Below are 17,202 nucleotides of genomic sequence, written 5' to 3'. Positions count from 1 at the left end.
TTACCGGATGGGCACGTCGATGGAGGCGGTGGCCGCTGATGCCGGAGTCCGTAAACAGACCGTCTTTGGGCAATTCACCAATAAGGACGGGTTGTTCCATGCGGTGATCGGAGCGGCCCGTGATCCGCGTATTGCCGTTCTTCGTCGGCTGATTATCGCTGAAGCGCCGCGCCGCCCCGAGCTGCGGCGGGCCTGGACTGATGGTGCGCCCGCCGACTTCAACGCCCGCTTGACCCAGGAGCTTGGAGAGCTTGATCGGGTGGGACGCCTGGATATCAAAGACCCATTGTTGGCGACCCGTCAGCTGATCGGTTTGTGGGTCCATCCGCGCAACGTCATCTCCGCATTCGGCAGCGAAGACATCTCCGAAGAAAAGGAAGCCGAGATCGTTCGTGAGGCGGTCGGGACTGCTGTCGGTTTGGTTGACTCCTGCGCTGTGAGGATTTCGGTTCTCACGGAAGGATGGTCAACGTGCCCAAAGCATTCCCATTGGAGTTCCGTCGCGATGTCGTCGCGGTCGCTCGTCGGGGCGAAGCCCCGGTCAGCCGAATCGCGAAAGACTTCGGTATCTCCGAGTCCTGCCTGCAACGCTGGCTCAAGATCGCCGACGTCGAAGACGGCGTCAAACCCGGGGTGACCCAGGCCGATCAGGCCGAACTGCGCGAAGCGAAGAAACGCATCAAGCTCCTGGAGCAAGAGAACGAGATCCTGCGGAGAGCGGCCGCGTATCTGTCGCAGGCATCACTCCCCAAATGATGTTCCCGCTGGTCCTTGACCTTGCCGCTGATCGGATCCCGATCGCGGTGACCTGGGGGCGCCCCCGCCAGAGGCTCCTGGTGGGGGAACGGGTGCTGGGGTTCAGCAAACAAGCGTTCTTCAAATGGCGAACTGATCCTGTCTCCCAGCGAGATTGGGACAACGCTCACCTCACCAACGCCGCGATCGATCTGCACCACGACGACCCCGGATTCGGGTATCGATTCATCTCCGACGAGATCGAAGCCGAAGCCGGATTGAAAGCATCTGAGCGGCGTGTGTGGCGTCTGCGCTCCGAGCAACGCTTATGGTCGTTGCACTCGAAGAAACGGGGCCTGAACCGGAAGGCCGGCCCGCCCGTCCACGACGACCTCGTGCTCCGCGACTTCACCGCGACGAAGCTGAACCAGCTGTGGCTGACCGACATCACCGAGCACTGGACCGACGAAGGCATGCTGTATCTCTGCGCGATCAAGGACGTCTGCTCGAACCGGATCGTGGGCTACTCGATCGACTCGAGGATGACAGCCGAGCTGGCGGTAGCGGCACTTCGGAACGCCGTCGCACTTCGAGAACCCGTTGGGACGACGCTGCACTCAGATAGAGGCTCGCAATTTCGGTCCAGAAAATTCGTGGAGCAGCTCAAGGAGTTCGGGATCACGGGGTCCATGGGTCGGGTCGGCGCGTGCGCCGACAACGCCGCGATGGAGTCCTTCTTCTCGCTTCTGCAAAAGAACGTCCTGAACCGTCAACGGTGGCATTCACGGCAGGAACTTCGGCTCGCGATCGTGACCTGGATCGAGCGGACCTATCACCGGAGACGACGACAACGACGACTCGGACGCCTCACCCCGATCGAGTTCGAGATAATCAACTCACGGGCCGATGACGAGGCCTGAAAACCCCAACAAGAGGAGTCAACTAGACCGACAGCAGTCCCTACGGCTGACGTTGTACTCGTCGTCGTCGGTGTGCGCCCGAACACAGACCTCCTTGTTCGCGCCGGCGCGATGCTTGGAGCTGGCCGGGCGGTCGTGGTGGACGACACCATGCGCACCGGCCTGCCAGACGTGTTCGCGGCCGGCGACGGGGTCACCACCCACCGCCGCCTCCTCGGCACCACCTACCTGCCCCTCGGCACGACCGCCCACAAGCAGGGTCGCGTCGCCGGAGAGAACGCCCTCGGCGGTTCTGCCCGGTTCGCAGGATCCGTCGGCACGCAGGTCGTGAAGGTCTTCGACCTCGTCGCCTCCCGCACCGGTCTTCGTGAGCACGAAGCCCTCGCCGCCGGATTCGCCCCCGTAAGCACGACCGCGATCGCCGACGACCATAAGAAGTACTATCCGGGCGCGCAGCCGATCTCGATCCGCGTCACCGGCGATAGCCGCGACGGGCGTCTCCTCGGCGCGCAGCTCGTCGGCCGCCTCGGCACCGAAACTGCGAAACGCGTCGACACCTACGCCGTCGCCCTCCACGCCGGTTTGACCGTGGAGCAGGTCAGCGAACTCGACCTCTCCTACACACCGCCGCTCGGCTCCCCATGGGATGCCGTGCAGGTTGCCACGCAGGCGTGGTCCCGCGAGCACCGTCAGGCGGTCACCGCATGAGCGACACCAAGCCCACCGTCCTGTTCATCTGCCAGCACAACGCCGGCCGCTCCCGACTCGGCGCTGCCCTCCTCGAACACCTCGCCGGAGACGACTACACCGTCACCTCCGCAGGAATCTCACCCGACACGGCAGTGAACCCGGCGGTCGCGGCGAGTATTGCGGAGTTGGGGATGGACATCCGTCGACGGACACCCCGCGTCGTGACGACCTCGGATCTCGACGAGGCCGACGTCGTCGTTCTGATGAAGCCCGGCCTGAACCTCCCGAGTACGCCCAGGGGCCGCGTGCTCAAGTGGTCTTTCCCCAATCCGGAGAACTGGGACGTGGATTCCGTCCGCCCCCTGCGGGATGCAATCGCCTCACGAATCAAGACTGACATCGTCTTCTAGCCACTCATCTGAACTAACCCGTCGTGTTGTCCTGGGACACACGCTAATGCGACGCTCGAGCGTTCTGCTCACCCGTTTTCGAGCCGATCTCCGTGCCAGATCGAGCGGTCGAAGCCGTTCCCTGACAGGGAGTGCCTTATCGTCATCGGTCGTCGTAGTGTCTGGGTTGTGGATAACAAAGAGGACGTTCGCGAGTTCTTGATGTCCAGGCGCGCACGGCTCACCCCTGAGCAGGTTGGCCTTGCTGCCGGTGGGCGTCGTCGCGTGGAGGGCCTTCGTCGGGGCGAAGTCGCCACGCTTGCCGGCGTAAGTGTGGAGTATTACGCCCGATTGGAACGCGGCATGATCGCCGGTGCCTCCTCCAGCGTCCTCGAGGCTGTGGCTCGAGCTCTGCAGCTCACGGACCCCGAGCGAAGCCACCTCTTCGATCTGGCGCGAGCTGCCGACGGAGATAGTCTCGCGGCCAGGCCGCGTGGGCGTCGGACCGCTCACCAGGTGCACCGTCAGAGCCTGCAGCAGGTGCTGTCCGTCATCACGGACGGAATCGCTGTCGTCCGCGATCAACGGCAGAACATCCTGGCAACCAACGCGTTGGCTCGGGCGTTCTACACCTCTGTCATCGGTGACGGGTCGGGAATCCCTAACCTGGCCCGGTTCCAGTTCCTGGACCCTGAGTCCCGCAATTTCTACCCGGATTGGGAGATGTTCGCGGGTATGTGCGTCGCGGTCATGCGGGCAGACGCAGGGCGGGACCCTCACGACCGGGAGATGCAGGATCTCGTCGGTGAGCTGTCCACGCGCAGTGACACGTTCCGTCAGCTGTGGGGCGCCCATGACGTCCGCTCGCATGGCTCCGGGACGAAGCGGTTCCACCACCCCGAGGTCGGGGAACTGATCCTCTCCTACGAAGAGCTCGTCATCACCGCAGACCCAGGCCTAGTCCTCATGGTCTACACGGCCGAGCCCGGGTCCACCACAGCCGAGCGGTTGCGGCTGCTCGCGTCGTGGAATGCCCCCATGCACGCCCCCGAGACCGCCGAGGGTCAAGAGTCAGCGACGCGGTAGCTCTATCCCAGTTGCTCCGGCGAGGGCGTCCAGCAACTGATCCTGAACGTCGGGGTCCTGCGCAGACGGGTGCGGCTGTTGCTGCTGCCCGTGGAACCAATAACCCCCGGTGACGGTCAGCCCCTGGTCGGTGACGAGTCGTTCCTGAGTCCGGTGGCCGAGGTCGAAATCGTCGGTCGCGCCGGCGCCGCCCATCTTCGTCGGCACCCATCCCGGGTCGACTGCGTTCGCCAGAACCGCGGGTGCCCACCGTCTAGCGATCCCGAGGGCGAGGGTGGTGACGAGCAGTTTGCTGTCGGAGTAGCTGCCGGAAGGCTTGTTGCCGTCCCAGTCCAGCCGGCCGAGATCGATGTGCCCGCCACGGTGCATACCGCTGCTGAGGTAGACGTGCCTGGTCGGGGTTCTCAGCAGTGCGGTGAGTAGGTACGGCGCGACGATGTTGACGGGGATGACATCGGGGCCGGAGTAGACGCCGGCGTTGTGGATGACCGCGTCGACCGTCGTTCCGTCCTCCAGCTCGTGTGCGGCGTCAAGGACTTCCTGCCGCCTTGAAAGGTCAGCAACGATGAGGGTGGCACCGCGATCGACAAGGTCGGTCAGCGTCTTCGCGCGGTCGGCATTCCGGGCGTGGACGATGACGCCGTGGCCCTGGCTGAGGAGGACGTCGGCTGTCGCCCGGCCGAGTCCGTCCGCGGAGCCTGTCACAAGGATGCGTGCCATGACCCCATTGTGACCGCCTCGGGACCGGTCGTGCACCATCCTGATCGGCGACCGAGCCGCCTGAGGCTCAGGGGCTCCGAGGGGTGCCCTGTCAGTACACGTCACAGCAGGGCATTCCTTTCCGCTCCCGGCCCGCGTTGGCTAGGTGGTGAGCCCCAGTTCGTGGAGTTCACAGGAGGAGAAGGAGATCGTCATGCCGGAACAGAAGAAGCAGGTCGGTGGCGGTCGTGCCCTGTTCGGCGACTTCGCCCCCAAGATGGCCGCCCTCACCGACGACGTCCTCTTCGACGACGTCTGGAACCGCCCCGAGCTGTCCGCCCGTGACCGCAGTCTCGTCACCGTCGCGGTCCTGACCGCGCAGGGCAACACGGAGCAGCTGGGCTTCCATCTCGGCCGCGCCGTCGAGAACGGCGTCACCCAGGAAGAACTCATCGAGGCCATCATCCACGTGATGCTCTACTCAGGCTGGCCGCGCGGCATGGCCGCGATGGGCGTCGCCAAGAACCTCTTCACCGACGACAAGTAAGGAACCGCCCTCATGCAGATCCAGCCGCAGAAACCCACCAGCCTGAACCCTGAAGAGCAGTTCCCCGGGCAGGTGTGGGTCGACCCGATCGTGGCACCGCAGACCGACGACCAGCGCACCACCGTGGCAAAGGTGCGGTTCGCGCCCGACGCCCGGACGGCGTGGCATCACCACGCCCGCGGCCAGTTCCTGCACGTCACCGAGGGCATCGCCCGGTTCGGCACCCGTGACGGACACGTCGTCGACGTTCACCCCGGGCAGACCATCTCGATCGCCCCCGGCGAGGAGCACTTCCACGCCTCCAGCGGCGGCACCTTCATGGAGCACATCGCCATCCTCGAAGCCGCTGACGATCCGGCCGAGACCACCACGTGGCTCGAGCAGATCACCGACGACGACTACAACGGCACCCCCACCGACTGAGCGCCGGCCCCGCCAGAACGGACCCAGCAACCGCTGTAGCAGCGGACCGATCGAAAGAAACAGTGATGAAAGCCACCCTCATGTTCAAGTCCGGCGACGTCCGAGTCGTCGAGGTCCCCGACCCCGTCATCCAGCACCCCACCGAAGCGCTCATCCGCGTCACCTACGCGTGCGTCTGCGGATCGGACCTGCACCCCTTCCACGACCTCGAGGACACCCCCGAGGGCCGCAGGATGGGCCACGAAGCGATCGGCGTCGTCGAGGAGATCGGCGACGACGTACGCACCCTCACCGTGGGTGACACGGTCATCGTCCCGTTCGCCTGGTCGGATGGGACCTGCGCCTTCTGCCAGGAGGGCATCACCACCTCCTGCATCCACGGCGGCTTCTTCGACGGTGCTCCCTCCGCCACCCAGGCCGAGAAGCTGATCGTCCCCCAAGCCGACGGCACCGCCGTCAAGATCCCCGCCGGCACCGACGAGTCCTACATGCCGTCCTTGCTGACCCTCTCCGACGTCTACCTGACCGGATACCACGCCGCCATCCGCGGCGACGTCGGACCCGGGAAGACCGTCACCGTCATCGGTGACGGCGCCGTCGGCCTCTCGGCCGTCCTGGCGTCGAAGCAGCTCGGAGCCGAGACCATCATCCTCATGGGCCGTCACACCGACCGCACCGACCTCGGCCGCGAATTCGGCGCCACCCACGTCGTCGCCGAGCGCGGCGATGAGGGTGTCGCCAGGGTGATGGACATCACTGGGGGAGAGGGCTCCCACGTCGTCCTCGAAGCGGTCGGGCACATGCCCGCCTACGAGCAGGCCGTCGGCATCGTCCGCCCCGGCGGCACCATCAGCCGCGTCGGCGTGCCCCAGTACGAAGAAGCCGCGATCGGCATGAGCTCCCTCTTCGGGAAGAACGCCACCCTCACCGGCGGGCCCGCGACCGTCCGCACCTACCTCGAGGCCGCCATCCCGCAGGTCCTCGACGGCACCATCGACCCCGGCCGCGTCTTCGACCGCGAGATGCCCCTCGACCGGATCTCCGACGCCTACACGCTGATGGATGACCGCGAGGCCCTCAAAGTCCTCATCCGCCTCTAGCAACGGGAAAGAATTGACCACCTCGATACCGGCCCCGGCCCCCTCGGCTGCCACACCGGCGACCCGGGAACGGATGCCGTGGCTCCCGCTGATCTCGCTGGCGGCCGTCGGATTCGTTCTGCTGTCCGCAGAGACCATGCCTGCCGGCCTCCTTCCCGTGATGGCGCGAGACCTCGGTGTCAGCGAAGGGGTCATCGGTCAGTTCATCAGCATCTGGGCATTGGGGACGGTCGTCGTCACCGTTCCTGCGATCACCTACACGCAGGGCTTCCGCCGGAAGCCGCTCCTTCTCGGAGCCCTCTCGGGGCTCGTCCTCGCCAACGCCGTCACCGCGGTGTCTTCTGACGTCGTCATCGCGTTGGTCTCCCGGTTCGTCGGCGGCGCCTTCACCGGGATCCTGTGGGGGATACTCGCCGCGTACGGCCGCAGGATCAGCCCGGCCAACAGTGGCGGTCTCGCCTTGGCGGTCGTCGCCACGGGTGCGCCGGTCGGGTTCGCCCTCGGCACCCCGCTCGGCTCCTTCATCGGCGGCATCTTCGACTGGCGGTGGTCGTTCGCCGGGCTCTCCGCCCTCGGGGTCGTCCTCGTCGGCGTGATCGCGATCATCGTGCCCGGACTGGCAGGACAACCCCGAGCGCACCGGCAACCCCTGAGAAGGGTGTTCCTGCTGCCGGGCATCCCGATCGTGCTCCTGGTGATCTTCGTCTGGATGCTCGGACACAACACCCTCTACACGTACATCGCACCGTTCCTCCGTGACAGCGGAAGCGGTCTCACCGCGGACCTCGTGCTCCTCGTCTACGGGGTCGCCTCGATCGGCGGTGTCATCGTGACCGCCCTCGTGATCGACCACCACCCCCGGCTGCTGCTGCAAGCGAGCATCGCCGTCTTCATCCTCGCGGCAGGCGTGCTCGTCGCCGAGCACGCTTCCCCGGTCGCGGTCCTGCTCGCTGCCGGACTCTGGGGGCTGGCATTCGGGGGCGCATCCCCTCAGCTCCAGAGCGCCCTCTCGATCGCCGGCGGTGCCCAGTCGGACCTCGCCAACTCCTTCCTGCCCGTCGCCTTCAATCTCGCGATCTTCGCTGCGGGCTTGGTCGGGGCCGTGCTTCTGAACGTCTCCGGCGGGCTGATCCTCGGCGCATTCATGGCCGTCCTCGGCGTCGCGGCCCTGGCCCTCACAATCGCCGGCCGAGAAACCTTCTCGGCACGAACCTGAACCTGTCGTGTGGCTCCGGCCAAACTGCTGCTCTGGGGTGCACCCCAACGCGACCCGGTCCGACGGCCCTGTGGCGTCGCTCTGGCGTTCACGCGCCTCACTTGCCAGAGACCTGATCAGCGGCTAGGGGCGCCGCGAAGCGGAAATCCCGCTCGTCGGTCCCGAGGCCCATCCGTTTCGACCCACTTCCGTGACGAGACACCGGGGGCGCCTGATTTGAGAATTCTGCGACCGGCGCGGGTGGTCCGAGGGTTCGTCGTGTCCAGTCGCCGAGGGCGGCGGTCGCGGTCTTCGAGATGACGGCGTGGGGCATCATGCTGGTGAATCCGTGGAAGGCGCCTGGCCAGACGTGCAGTTCGGCGTCGACTCCTGCGGCCCAGAGGGCACTGGCGTAGGCGATGGTCTCGTCGCGGAATACCTCGGTGCTGCCGCAGTCGATGTAGGTCCGGGGCAGACCGTGGAGGTCTTCGGCGCGGGCGGGTGCGGCGTAGACGGAGACGTCGTCGGTGGCGCGGCGAGGTCCGAGGTAGGCGTCCCAGCCGAAGCGAGTCATCTGCCGGTCAGCAACTCCGACCCCGTCGATCTGGCGCGTGGACACCGTGTTGTCGCGGTCGTCGAGCATGGGCGACACGAGGATCTGCGCCAACAAGTCCGGACCCTTCCGGTCGCGTGCGAGGAGTGCGGTGCCGGTGGCGAGCCCGCCGCCCGCGCTTTGCCCGGCGATGACGATCCGGTCGGGGTCGATGCCGAGCTCGTCGGCGTGGGCGGTGACCCAGACGAGGCCGGCGTAGCAGTCCTCGACGGGATGGGGGTCGGGGTATTCGGGGGCGAGACGGTAGTCGATGCTGAGGAGGACGATGTCATGGTCGAGGAGCCAGTCGTCGTAGGAGTCGAGGTTGCCGAGGTGATGACCGAACATCATCCCGCCACCGTGGATCGTGTAGACGGCGGCCCTCGAACCGGTGCGGCACATGCGCTGGATGATGGCCAGCTGGATGGGGTCGCCCAGGTGCCCGGGAACGGCGACGCTTCGACGTTCGTAACCACGGGTGCGGAGCCGTGCATCGAGTTCTTCTTCGGTGGTGTCGAGTTGTCGCATGCGAGGCAGCATCTCGGTCGACAGGGAGAAGGGTCCTCGAGCCTCGAGGGCGGTGAGGAACGTCTGGAGTTCGGGATCGAACGGGGGGCGAATGGTGTGGTCAGACATGAGTGGGCTCCGGGGTGGTGGTGTTGCGGGCACGGAAGATGCCGAGCGCGACGAGGCCTGCGGCCGCGACGGTGATGGTCAGGCCGCCGACCGTGAGGGCGGTCTCGAACGAGTCGACACGCGTCGGCGTCCAGGACCCGCTGGTGATGCTGCCCGTCACAAGGGCGGCGAGGATGGTGCCGGTGGCGGTGATCCCGACGGCGGTCGCGATTTCGCTGGCTGTGTCGACGAGGGCGGCACCGATCGAGGTGCGGTTCTCTGGCAGGCCTCGAAGGACGTTGTTGCCGGCGACCACACCGACGACTCTCATCCCGGCTGCGACGAGGACGAGTGCGAGGGCGACCCAGACGTAGCCGAAACGGGCGAGGGTCGCGAACACGGCGAGACCGGCGACCACCGAGGCGGCGCTCATCCACGCGGCACGGACAAGACCTGCCCGGGTGACGAACGGCCCTACGAACCGCCCGCTGGCGAGCAGGACGACGACCTGGGGCAGCGTGCCGACGGCGGCGAGAGCCGGCGACCACCCCCACAGGAGTTGCAGCTGCAAAGTCACCAGGTATGACAGGCCCGCCATGGCAAGACCCGCCGCCGCTTTGTAGGCGAGTCCGCTGGAGACCAGGGGTGTGGCGATGAGGTGCAGGTCGAGGAGTGGAAAGCGGACTGACCGCTCTCGGATCACGAATGCGGCGACCGAGAGGGCTGTGACCGCGACCGACGCCCAGGACAGCCTCGTGCCGGCCCGGGTGACGAAAAGCGTGGGTGTGACGAGGACCCCGATGACGATCACGCTGCCGAGGACCGCGCCGAGGACGTCGATCGGATCGCGGTGCAGGTCGGCTCTCTGATCGGCGCTGACGCCGACACGGATGCCGACGAAGGCGAGGGCGGCGACGGGAGCCGTGGCCAGCAGGAGCGCTTGCCAGGGGGCGACTGCGAGCACGAAGCCGCCGACAGTCGGTGCGATGGCCAGACCGACGAGTCCCGCGGTGGAGATCACGGTCAACGCCCGGATCCGGAGATCCTCTCGGGTGAAGAGGCGGAAAGCCAATGCCATCGTTCCCGGGGTCGTCATTGCAGCGGCGATTCCCAGGAGCGCTCGGACGACGATGAGCTGTTCCGTCGACGTGACGAACACGGTCAAGATGCTTGCGATGGCGAGGAGAGCGAGACCGGTGAGCATGACTCGGCGCCGGCCGAACCGGTCGGCTACAGCACCGAACAGGAGCATCAGGCCGCCGAAGGCGACCGAATACGCTCCCGACACCCATTGGAGCGCGGCGGTCGTGGCGCCTAGATCGCGGCCGATGGTAGGAAGGGCGACGTTCAGGATCGAGTTGTCGAGCATCTCGAACAGGAACACGGCCGACAGCCCAGCCAGGGCGACCCACGCGTCTTGCAGCCGCTCCGGCGGGGCGGTGATGTGGGGAGGGGAAATCGTCTGCACGGACATGGGCGCACTCCTTCGAGGAAGAAGTGGCGGCTCCCCTGAGACGCGTGCGCATTTCCGCCAGCCGAAGCCGAACGGGATTTTTCCCTCTGTTCGGAATGTAGCGCACGCGCGGCATCACCGCCAGCTCTGCTCGGAGCGTGACCGTCAGGCCTCCGCGATCCAGGCGGCGGAGACGCTGCGGTCGACGACGCGGCGCCATCCGTCCGGAGCGGCAGGATCGTGGCTGGCCAGGGCGGCCAGCCACAGGACGGTCAGGAGGTCGTCGGGGGTGAAGTCCCTCGAGAGCACGCCGGCGTCGTGGGCGTTCTCGACGAGTTCCGCGCCGAGTGCCATGGAGCGTTCGCAGGCGTTGATGAGGAGAACGGCGTCGGGGTAGCGCCGGAGCATCGCGTCGTTCATAACCGGGTCGCTGAGCTGCAGGTCGATCATTTCCGCGATGAACGTCTCCAGTTGCGCCCGAGCAGACTCCTGAGCCAGCGTCCGTTCCCGGAGTGTCCGGAGTTTCGCGCCGGCGATGTCCGGGACGACAGCGTCGATGAGCTCCTCTCGGGATCCGACGCGGTTGTAGAGCGTGCCGATGCTGACGCCGGCCTCCCGGGCGATGTCCTCGAGCGGGGCCGAAAGACCTCGCCGCGAGAACACCGTTATGGCGGCCGCCCGAAGCTTGTCGAGGTTCGCCTGAGCGTCTCGACGCAGGCCGGGCGTGGTACTCACAGCAACTCCAGTAGAAATTGAGGGCGGCCTCAACATATGCTGGGCGCACGTGAGGACCACCTCAACTTACCGCTACAGAATGCCGGCCCCGCGGTGGGCTACGGAAGGATGCATCATGCCCCTGATCACCATCATCGGAGCCGGCCCCGGCCTCGGCCTCGAGATCGCTCGCGCTTTCGGGCAGAAGGGCTTCGATGTCGCCCTCGTTGCCCGCGACCGGTCCAAGCTCGACGCACTTGCAGAGATGCTTGGTAGCGAGGGCATCCGCGCTCGTGGTTTCACCGCTGACGTCCGCGAGCCCGAGACGCTCAAGGAGGCGATCGAGTTGATCCGAGCAGCGCTGGGTCCTATCGACGTCCTCGAGTTCTCGCCAGCAGACCACACTCTTGAATCGGTCGACGCTCTGGATGTGACGATGGGCAATCTGCAGCCGCAGATCGATTTCTACCTGGGTGGTGCCGTCACCGCCATCGGTGCCGCGTTGCCTGAGATGATCTCGGCCGGTTCCGGAACAGTTCTCGTGACGACGGGTGGCGGCGCGCTCTCACAGACGCCGGTTCGCGGGAACGTGAACATCGCCGCGGCTGGACTCCGGAACTGGACGCTGAACCTCAATAAGGCCCTGGCTGACAAGGGGGTGTACGTCGGATTCGTGGCGATCACCGCTCTCATCGGCGGCGGCCGCCCGGACGCCGAGCCCGCTGTCATCGCGCAGTCCTACGTGAAGCTCTACGAGGAGCGAAAGGACGCCGAACTGCACTACGTCGCCTACGACGCTTGACGTCGTTCCCGTCCGGCGCTTCAGGCTCCGGACGGGCCGCGCAAAGCGGTGGCGCTTGCCGAGGTCCGCCGGACTCCGCCGACGGTAGCCGCGGCAGCAGCGGCCGCGAATGTCCGAAGAGTCGCTACCTGTTCGGTGATGTCCGGCGGGTTCTCGGCCATTTGCCACGTCGAGACCAACGCCACCATGCCGCCGATGGTGAAAGTCCGGGCGTCGCCGGTGAGTGCGATCTTCGGTCGATCGGAGTCGCGATCCGCATCCGTCAACCACGTGGTGACCGCCGCGGCAAGAACCTCGGCGACCCGCTCGCCACGGGGGATGGCGCGGAGTTTGTCGAAGAAGTCGCGATCAGCACGTCCGGCGGCAAGCAGCGGCTCGATTCCGCGCTCCTGCACGGCGCGCGTGAGGGCCTCGACGAGATTGGCTGCGCTCTCATCGAGGGGGAGCCAGCCCTCGAGCAGCCGACTGATCCAGACATCCGTCGCGAGGTCACCGACATTGCTGTAGTGGTTGTGCAGCGCCTGCCTGCTCAGGCGAGCTCGTTGCGCGACCGCGCTCATCGAGATCACCTCGCCTTTCGGGGACTCGGACACCAGCGTCGTCAGAGCCCGGATGAGGGCGGCGCGGGTTCGGGTGACACGCGGGTCCACCCGGTGCGCCTCCGGTGGCAGCGTGCTCGTTCCCTGGGACATGGTTCCATCTTGTCAGACCCCACTCCTTGATGTACATTTGTCCACTACTGGACAATTGTAAAGGATAAGATGACGCACGTGACCGAGTCGGCACCACGACGGGAAGAGACTCCGCAGCACCCGGAGTTCGAAGCAGCGGTGGCAGGCGGCGCGCTGACGTCGGAGGGGCCGGGATCCCAGCACCGCTACCGCAACCTGGTCCTGGGGGGCATCGGGATCCTGCTTTTCGCCCTGGCGATGCTGACCAGCTACTCGAGCGCCTTCGGAAATCCGACACCCAACAATGTGCACCTCGCCGTCGCCGGCAATGCGGACACGATCGTGGCCCTGGAGCAGCAGGGGTCACTCGACCTCACGGTCGTGTCGTCCGAGGCGAAGGCGCGAGCCGCCGTCCTCGACCGGGAGGTGGACGGCGCCGTCGTCCTTCCCCCAGCCGGAGAGAACGCCGTCGTCACGACCTACATCGCCAGTGGTGCGGGTCGTGGCCTCGGTCAGGCGGTCTCCGGCATCGGCGACTCCATCGCCCAGCGATTGAAGACCACGAGCACGACCACCGATCTCGCACCCCTGCCAAAGAAGGACCCCGTCGGCTCCATCGAGTTCTACGCGATCCTGTTTGCCGGACTCGGCGCGGCGCTGGGTGCCACGGTCTTCGGCCGCATCCTCGGAACGGTCGACACCTCGTCGCGGTTCGTCGAGCGCAGCATCGTCCTCGTCCTCTACACGGGTGCCCTGGCCGGGTTGATCACCCTCTGGATCGACACCGCCCTCGGTGCGGTGACCGTCAATCCCGGCGCCGTTTTCGCGGTGCTCTGGCTCACGGGGCTCGCCATCGGGGGAGCCGTGACCGGCGTCGCCGCACTGGGCGGAACTCTTGCGGCACTCCTCACGACGCTCGCGCTGGTGATCCTCGGCAACACGTCTTCTGGCGGGCCCCTTGGTATCCACCTTCTCAACGACTTCTTCCAGGCCCTGTACTACGTGTTCCCGCAAGGGGACTCTCTGGACCTGCTGCGCTCGGTTCAGTACTTCGACGGTGCTGCCATCTCCGGCCCGATCATCCGGCTGGCGATCTGGGCTGTGGCCGGCATCCTGCTCACCCTGATCGCGATGCTCATCCGCAGCCGAAAAGAGGCGGCCACTCGTCTGAAGGGCGCGGGCCACCGCAACGAGGACTTCCTCCGGGCAACTGCGTCACCGGCGTCCTATGCCGACCTCGCCGCTCTCGACAAGCCCGCTGAGGTCACCGCCTAGCGCGCACGGTAATCCCCTCTCACCCCGAGAGACAGCAGTCATGACACAACAGGAGGTCGGCACCATGCCAGGCAGAATCGATGTTCACCAGCACCTGCTCCCACCCCGCTACTTCGACGCACTAGCAGCCGCAGGAGATCGGGCCCTGAGCAGCGCAGCCGAGACCGGGGCGCAGGCGGTCCAAGGCGGGTCCGCGCAATGGAACCCCTGGGACACCAGCGGCGGGACGACTCCGAGGCAGGGTCCCCGGGCCATCGGCGGCTGGCTCATGCCCGAGTGGGATTCCCAAGGGGCGATCAGGATGATGGACGAGGCAGGCATCGAGACCGGGATCCTGTCGATCAGCGCACCAGGTGTGCACTTCGGCGATGACGCCGCGGCCCGCGAGCTGGCCCGCGAACTGAACGACTACCAAGCTGAGCTGGTCAGGGCACACCCGGATCGGTTCGGGCACTTCGCCGTCCTGCCGCTCCCGGATTTCGACGGAGCTGTCGCCGAAGCCGTGCGAGCACTCGACGAGCTCCACGCCGACGGCGTTCTCCTTCTGTCGAACGCCAACGGACGCTACCTCGGCGATCCCGCCTACGAGCCTTTGTGGACGGAACTCGCCGCACGCTCGGCCGTCGTCTTCGTGCATCCCACCGCACCCCGGATGGCGCAGCTGCCCGGGCTGCCCACTGCCCTGGTGGACTTCCCGTTCGACACCACTCGCACCGCCGTGGACCTCGTCGCCCACGGGGTCTTCGACCGGCACCCCGAGCTGCGCGTGATCCTCTCGCATGCCGGCGGCTTCCTGCCCTACGCCGCGGAACGATTCAGCGCCGCCGCGATGTTCAATACCGGCACCACCCCGGAGAGCATCCAGGCGGGCCTCCGCAGGTTCTACTTCGACACAGCCCTGTCCGCCACGCCGACCTCGCTCCCGTCGCTCCTCGCGTTCGCGGAGCCGGGCCACGTCCTCTACGGCAGCGACTACCCCTACGCACACCCGGAGTGGAGTGCCCGCTTCGACCACGTCCTCGACACCTACGACGGCGCAGGATCCGAGAGGCTTGGCGAGGTGCACCGCTCCGCCGCCGAAGAACTCTTCCCCCGCTTGAGAACCTGATCGCCATCGTTCTCCACTACTGTGTCGTCACAGTCGTGCTGAACGATCATGTCCGTGGAGTCCCGCTGGTGAGGTGGCTGCACGGGTGGCGCGCCCGTCGTGCTGGAGCTCACCAGGTCGTGCACCTCTCTGGTCGCGGCCCCACCCGACCGAGGAGGCCCACATGTCCATCACGCTCAATCCGTATCTGAATTTCCGAGGTCAGGCGCGCGAGGCGCTGGAGTTCTACGCCTCCGTCCTCGGCGGCGAACCCACCGTCACGACCTTCGCCGAGGGAGGCATGGCCGAGCACGTCGGTGCGGGCGAGCAGGATCTCGTCATGCACGGGCAGCTGATCACTCCGCTCGGGCTCACGCTGATGTGCGCCGATGCGCCGGAGCACATCCCAGGCGCCGGCGACCGAGAGGGGTACTCCGTCTCCCTGTCGGGGACGGACTCCGACACCCTGGCCGGCTACTGGGACGGCCTCACCGTGGGCGGGACCATCACGGTGCCGTTCGAGGTTGCGCCCTGGGGCGACCGGTTCGGCATGTTCAAGGACCGGTTCGGTGTCGACTGGATGATCAACTCCCTCGCTTCGGCGTAGGGGTTCGTCCGGTCCGACTCCTCGGTGCACGTCGCCGAAGGCTCGGTCCTCGTGTCATCGAGGGCCGGATGCGTCAGGCGGCGGTGAGCGCCGGGGGTCGACGGCTCTCGATGATCTCCGAACGCGATCCACCCGTCTGCCGGAAGAGGTCTGCAAAAACGGCGGCGGCCGTGTGGACGTCCGACACGACGCGCGTGGACGAGAGCGTCTCTTCGGCTCCTTCGCCGACAAGCGCGCCGATCTGCCAGACGTCGTTCTCGAACCACGCGACGCCGACCGTGTCGACCGTCGATCGCACGGTGACGATCCGCCGCGGACAATCCCAGGCCGTGGCCTGCGCGCGCGAGAGGATGCGCACGTCGACTCTCAGTCGCGGAGCCATTCGGAACAGCGGACGGGCCAACTCGGCGCGGGTTCGGCTGGTGAACATGGCGGGTTCGCTCCTCATCGCGAAGCCCTGTTCCTTCCGGACGACGACCCACCGACATCCGACGAGGGCCCGCTCGGGGTCGACGTCGGAGGGTGGGAGAGCGTTCCTGTTCGGGCAGGGCAGCCCCCGTGACTCCGCCGTGCTGGGAACGATTCGGGCGGTCCTCGCAGGAGTCACGGGTAACTGATTCCCACTGTATGGGTCCTCCACATGGTGGACACGACAAGCGGTCACCCCCACTAGAGGGGGTTGCCACGCGGAGGAGTCGTGCTACTCGAGCCCGTCGGAGGGGAGGCGCAGCAAGGGGGTGCGGGCACGCTTCTCGCGCGCGACCGAGCGGAACGAGAGGACGCCGACGAGGGCGACGATGATCGCGAGGAAGAGGAAGCTGGTGCCGGTGGTGCCGAGCCCGAGGCCCCCATCCTGCGGTGCCTGGGAGAGGAGGTCTCCGGTGGATGCTCCGAGGGGGCGGGTGAGGATGTAGGCGATCCAGAACGCGACGACGGCGTTGAGTTCGACGACGTAGTAGAGGAACGCCACGAGGGCGATCGCCGCTGCGAAGACGACCAGGGAGAGCAGGTAGCCGAGGTTCAGCTGTTCGGCGAGGAGGTCGCCGGTGGCGGTGCCGAGGGCGAAGGTGAACAGGACGGCGAGCCAGTAGAACGCTTCGCGGCGGCTGGTGAGGATGGAGTGGATCGACAGGGTCCGCTCGCTGGCGAACCAGGCGGCGAAGGTGATCGCGAGGGCGATCGCGAAGACGACGGCGGTGACCCAGAGGGGGACGCCGAGGTTGTCGGTGAGGTTGTCGGTCAGGAGGGTGCCGACGACGCTGATCAGGACGATCGCCAGCCAGTAGACGGCGGGGACGTAGCGGCGAAGGCGGAACTGCACGATCAGGGCGGCCACGAGCAGGACCGCCATCACGACCGATGTGACGGTGAGGCCGAAGCCGAGGGTGACGTTGAGGTAGTCGGCGAACGTCTCGCCGACGGTCGTCGCGAGGACCTTGATGATCCAGAACGCGGCGGTCACTTCCGGGACCTTGTTCAGCATGGTGCGACGGGTGAGGTCAGCGGATGAGGCGGTGTTGGCCATGTGGTCAGCTCCTGGGTCATGGGTGAGGTGGTCGAAGTCGACCAGCACTCGCCTCAGACCCCGCGAAGAAGCCCCCC

General features: G+C 66.7%; 19 protein-coding genes and 1 pseudogene. 13 read left to right on the top strand and 7 right to left on the bottom strand.

From position 1 onward, the window contains the following. Positions 1 to 7: 7 nt before the first annotated feature. The 5 genes and pseudogenes from AS850_RS17090 to AS850_RS15860 all read left to right on the top strand — a co-directional run. Positions 8 to 349 (top strand): annotated as a pseudogene (locus AS850_RS17090) (TetR/AcrR family transcriptional regulator); the annotation flags it as partial. A 122-nt stretch (positions 350 to 471) separates the two neighbouring features. Further along, a protein-coding gene (locus AS850_RS15875; RefSeq protein ID WP_236940772.1) for an IS3 family transposase occupies positions 472 to 1,655 on the top strand; the annotation gives its coding sequence in 2 pieces (ribosomal slippage) (positions 472 to 739 and positions 739 to 1,655; 1,185 coding nt in all). Positions 1,656 to 1,727: 72 nt separating this feature from the next. Next, positions 1,728 to 2,363, top strand: coding sequence for an FAD-dependent oxidoreductase (locus AS850_RS17010; RefSeq protein ID WP_236940771.1), 636 nt, complete (start codon positions 1,728 to 1,730; stop codon positions 2,361 to 2,363). Further along, positions 2,360 to 2,755: an arsenate-mycothiol transferase ArsC gene (locus AS850_RS15865; protein ID WP_119869999.1), complete on the top strand. Its 396-nt coding sequence runs from the start codon at positions 2,360 to 2,362 to the stop codon at positions 2,753 to 2,755. Before AS850_RS17010 ends, AS850_RS15865 begins: the two co-directional genes overlap by 4 nt. A gap of 168 nt (positions 2,756 to 2,923) precedes the next feature. After that, positions 2,924 to 3,820, top strand: coding sequence for a helix-turn-helix transcriptional regulator (locus AS850_RS15860; protein WP_119869998.1), 897 nt, complete (start codon positions 2,924 to 2,926; stop codon positions 3,818 to 3,820). On the opposite strand, the gene AS850_RS15855 is transcribed toward AS850_RS15860, so the two are convergent. Further along, on the bottom strand, positions 3,806 to 4,540 hold the full coding sequence (locus tag AS850_RS15855; RefSeq protein ID WP_119869997.1) for an SDR family NAD(P)-dependent oxidoreductase: 735 nt from the start codon (positions 4,538 to 4,540) through the stop codon (positions 3,806 to 3,808). The genes AS850_RS15860 and AS850_RS15855 overlap by 15 nt on opposite strands. Positions 4,541 to 4,733: 193 nt before the next feature. Between AS850_RS15855 and AS850_RS15850 the strand changes: the two genes are divergently transcribed. The 4 genes from AS850_RS15850 (at position 4,734) to AS850_RS15835 (ending at position 7,805) form a co-directional block, all read left to right on the top strand. After that, positions 4,734 to 5,066: a carboxymuconolactone decarboxylase family protein gene (locus AS850_RS15850; protein WP_119869996.1), complete on the top strand. Its 333-nt coding sequence runs from the start codon at positions 4,734 to 4,736 to the stop codon at positions 5,064 to 5,066. Between the two features lie 12 nt (positions 5,067 to 5,078). Continuing rightward, positions 5,079 to 5,489 (top strand): cupin domain-containing protein, encoded by a 411-nt coding sequence (locus AS850_RS15845; RefSeq protein WP_119869995.1) that lies wholly within the window; start codon positions 5,079 to 5,081, stop codon positions 5,487 to 5,489. A gap of 65 nt (positions 5,490 to 5,554) precedes the next feature. Further along, a complete protein-coding gene (locus tag AS850_RS15840) occupies positions 5,555 to 6,589 on the top strand; it encodes a zinc-binding dehydrogenase (RefSeq protein ID WP_119869994.1) in 1,035 nt (344 codons plus the stop codon). Positions 6,590 to 6,602: 13 nt separating this feature from the next. Further along, positions 6,603 to 7,805 carry an MFS transporter gene (locus tag AS850_RS15835; RefSeq protein WP_236940770.1) on the top strand — a complete coding sequence of 401 codons (1,203 nt, stop codon included), beginning with the start codon at positions 6,603 to 6,605 and terminating at the stop codon, positions 7,803 to 7,805. A gap of 97 nt (positions 7,806 to 7,902) precedes the next feature. Here AS850_RS15835 and AS850_RS15830 read toward each other — a convergent pair whose 3' ends face one another. The 3 genes from AS850_RS15830 to AS850_RS15820 form a co-directional block, all read right to left on the bottom strand. Further along, a complete protein-coding gene (locus tag AS850_RS15830) occupies positions 7,903 to 9,012 on the bottom strand; it encodes an alpha/beta hydrolase (protein ID WP_119869992.1) in 1,110 nt (369 codons plus the stop codon). Then, positions 9,005 to 10,465, bottom strand: coding sequence for an MFS transporter (locus AS850_RS15825; protein WP_119869991.1), 1,461 nt, complete (start codon positions 10,463 to 10,465; stop codon positions 9,005 to 9,007). The genes AS850_RS15830 and AS850_RS15825 overlap by 8 nt, the downstream gene beginning before the upstream one ends. A 144-nt stretch (positions 10,466 to 10,609) precedes the next feature. Next, on the bottom strand, positions 10,610 to 11,179 hold the full coding sequence (locus tag AS850_RS15820) for a TetR/AcrR family transcriptional regulator (RefSeq protein ID WP_119869990.1): 570 nt from the start codon (positions 11,177 to 11,179) through the stop codon (positions 10,610 to 10,612). 115 nt (positions 11,180 to 11,294) lie between these two features. On the opposite strand from AS850_RS15820, the gene AS850_RS15815 reads away from it, so the two are divergent. Then, positions 11,295 to 11,960: an SDR family NAD(P)-dependent oxidoreductase gene (locus AS850_RS15815; protein ID WP_119869989.1), complete on the top strand. Its 666-nt coding sequence runs from the start codon at positions 11,295 to 11,297 to the stop codon at positions 11,958 to 11,960. A 20-nt stretch (positions 11,961 to 11,980) separates the two neighbouring features. On the opposite strand, the gene AS850_RS15810 is transcribed toward AS850_RS15815, so the two are convergent. Further along, positions 11,981 to 12,652, bottom strand: a complete 672-nt coding sequence (locus AS850_RS15810; protein ID WP_119869988.1) for a TetR/AcrR family transcriptional regulator — start codon at positions 12,650 to 12,652, stop codon at positions 11,981 to 11,983. Between the two features lie 69 nt (positions 12,653 to 12,721). Between AS850_RS15810 and AS850_RS15805 the strand changes: the two genes are divergently transcribed. The 3 genes from AS850_RS15805 (at position 12,722) to AS850_RS15795 (ending at position 15,600) form a co-directional block, all read left to right on the top strand. After that, positions 12,722 to 13,906: a hypothetical protein gene (locus AS850_RS15805; protein WP_123955557.1), complete on the top strand. Its 1,185-nt coding sequence runs from the start codon at positions 12,722 to 12,724 to the stop codon at positions 13,904 to 13,906. Between the two features lie 64 nt (positions 13,907 to 13,970). Next, complete coding sequence (locus tag AS850_RS15800; RefSeq protein WP_216819797.1) at positions 13,971 to 15,014, top strand: amidohydrolase family protein; 1,044 nt, start codon at positions 13,971 to 13,973, stop codon at positions 15,012 to 15,014. A gap of 163 nt (positions 15,015 to 15,177) precedes the next feature. Further along, complete coding sequence (locus tag AS850_RS15795; RefSeq protein WP_119869986.1) at positions 15,178 to 15,600, top strand: VOC family protein; 423 nt, start codon at positions 15,178 to 15,180, stop codon at positions 15,598 to 15,600. A 73-nt stretch (positions 15,601 to 15,673) separates the two neighbouring features. Here the strand turns inward: AS850_RS15795 and AS850_RS15790 are convergent, their stop codons facing one another. After that, the gene (locus AS850_RS15790; protein ID WP_123955556.1) at positions 15,674 to 16,030 is read right to left on the bottom strand and encodes a hypothetical protein; all 357 of its coding nucleotides are present in this window, start codon (positions 16,028 to 16,030) and stop codon (positions 15,674 to 15,676) included. 270 nt (positions 16,031 to 16,300) lie between these two features. Then, complete coding sequence (locus tag AS850_RS15785; RefSeq protein WP_236940769.1) at positions 16,301 to 17,125, bottom strand: COG4705 family protein; 825 nt, start codon at positions 17,123 to 17,125, stop codon at positions 16,301 to 16,303. Positions 17,126 to 17,202 lie beyond the last annotated feature (77 nt).

It is taken from the genome of Frondihabitans sp. 762G35, assembly GCF_002074055.1.
GTDB lineage: Bacteria > Actinomycetota > Actinomycetes > Actinomycetales > Microbacteriaceae > Frondihabitans.
This window is presented reverse-complemented; position numbering and strand designations above follow the sequence as displayed.

Coding starts and splice junctions, on each gene's coding strand:
- AS850_RS15865 (WP_119869999.1), top strand. CDS start 2,360: ATGAGCGACACCAAGCCCACCGTCCTGTTCATCTGCCAGCACAACGCC.
- AS850_RS15855 (WP_119869997.1), bottom strand. CDS start 4,540: ATGGCACGCATCCTTGTGACAGGCTCCGCGGACGGACTCGGCCGGGCG.
- AS850_RS15850 (WP_119869996.1), top strand. CDS start 4,734: ATGCCGGAACAGAAGAAGCAGGTCGGTGGCGGTCGTGCCCTGTTCGGC.
- AS850_RS15845 (WP_119869995.1), top strand. CDS start 5,079: ATGCAGATCCAGCCGCAGAAACCCACCAGCCTGAACCCTGAAGAGCAG.
- AS850_RS15840 (WP_119869994.1), top strand. CDS start 5,555: ATGAAAGCCACCCTCATGTTCAAGTCCGGCGACGTCCGAGTCGTCGAG.
- AS850_RS15830 (WP_119869992.1), bottom strand. CDS start 9,012: ATGTCTGACCACACCATTCGCCCCCCGTTCGATCCCGAACTCCAGACG.
- AS850_RS15825 (WP_119869991.1), bottom strand. CDS start 10,465: ATGTCCGTGCAGACGATTTCCCCTCCCCACATCACCGCCCCGCCGGAG.
- AS850_RS15815 (WP_119869989.1), top strand. CDS start 11,295: ATGCCCCTGATCACCATCATCGGAGCCGGCCCCGGCCTCGGCCTCGAG.
- AS850_RS15810 (WP_119869988.1), bottom strand. CDS start 12,652: ATGTCCCAGGGAACGAGCACGCTGCCACCGGAGGCGCACCGGGTGGAC.
- AS850_RS15805 (WP_123955557.1), top strand. CDS start 12,722: ATGACGCACGTGACCGAGTCGGCACCACGACGGGAAGAGACTCCGCAG.
- AS850_RS15800 (WP_216819797.1), top strand. CDS start 13,971: ATGCCAGGCAGAATCGATGTTCACCAGCACCTGCTCCCACCCCGCTAC.
- AS850_RS15795 (WP_119869986.1), top strand. CDS start 15,178: ATGTCCATCACGCTCAATCCGTATCTGAATTTCCGAGGTCAGGCGCGC.
- AS850_RS15790 (WP_123955556.1), bottom strand. CDS start 16,030: ATGTTCACCAGCCGAACCCGCGCCGAGTTGGCCCGTCCGCTGTTCCGA.
- AS850_RS15785 (WP_236940769.1), bottom strand. CDS start 17,125: ATGGCCAACACCGCCTCATCCGCTGACCTCACCCGTCGCACCATGCTG.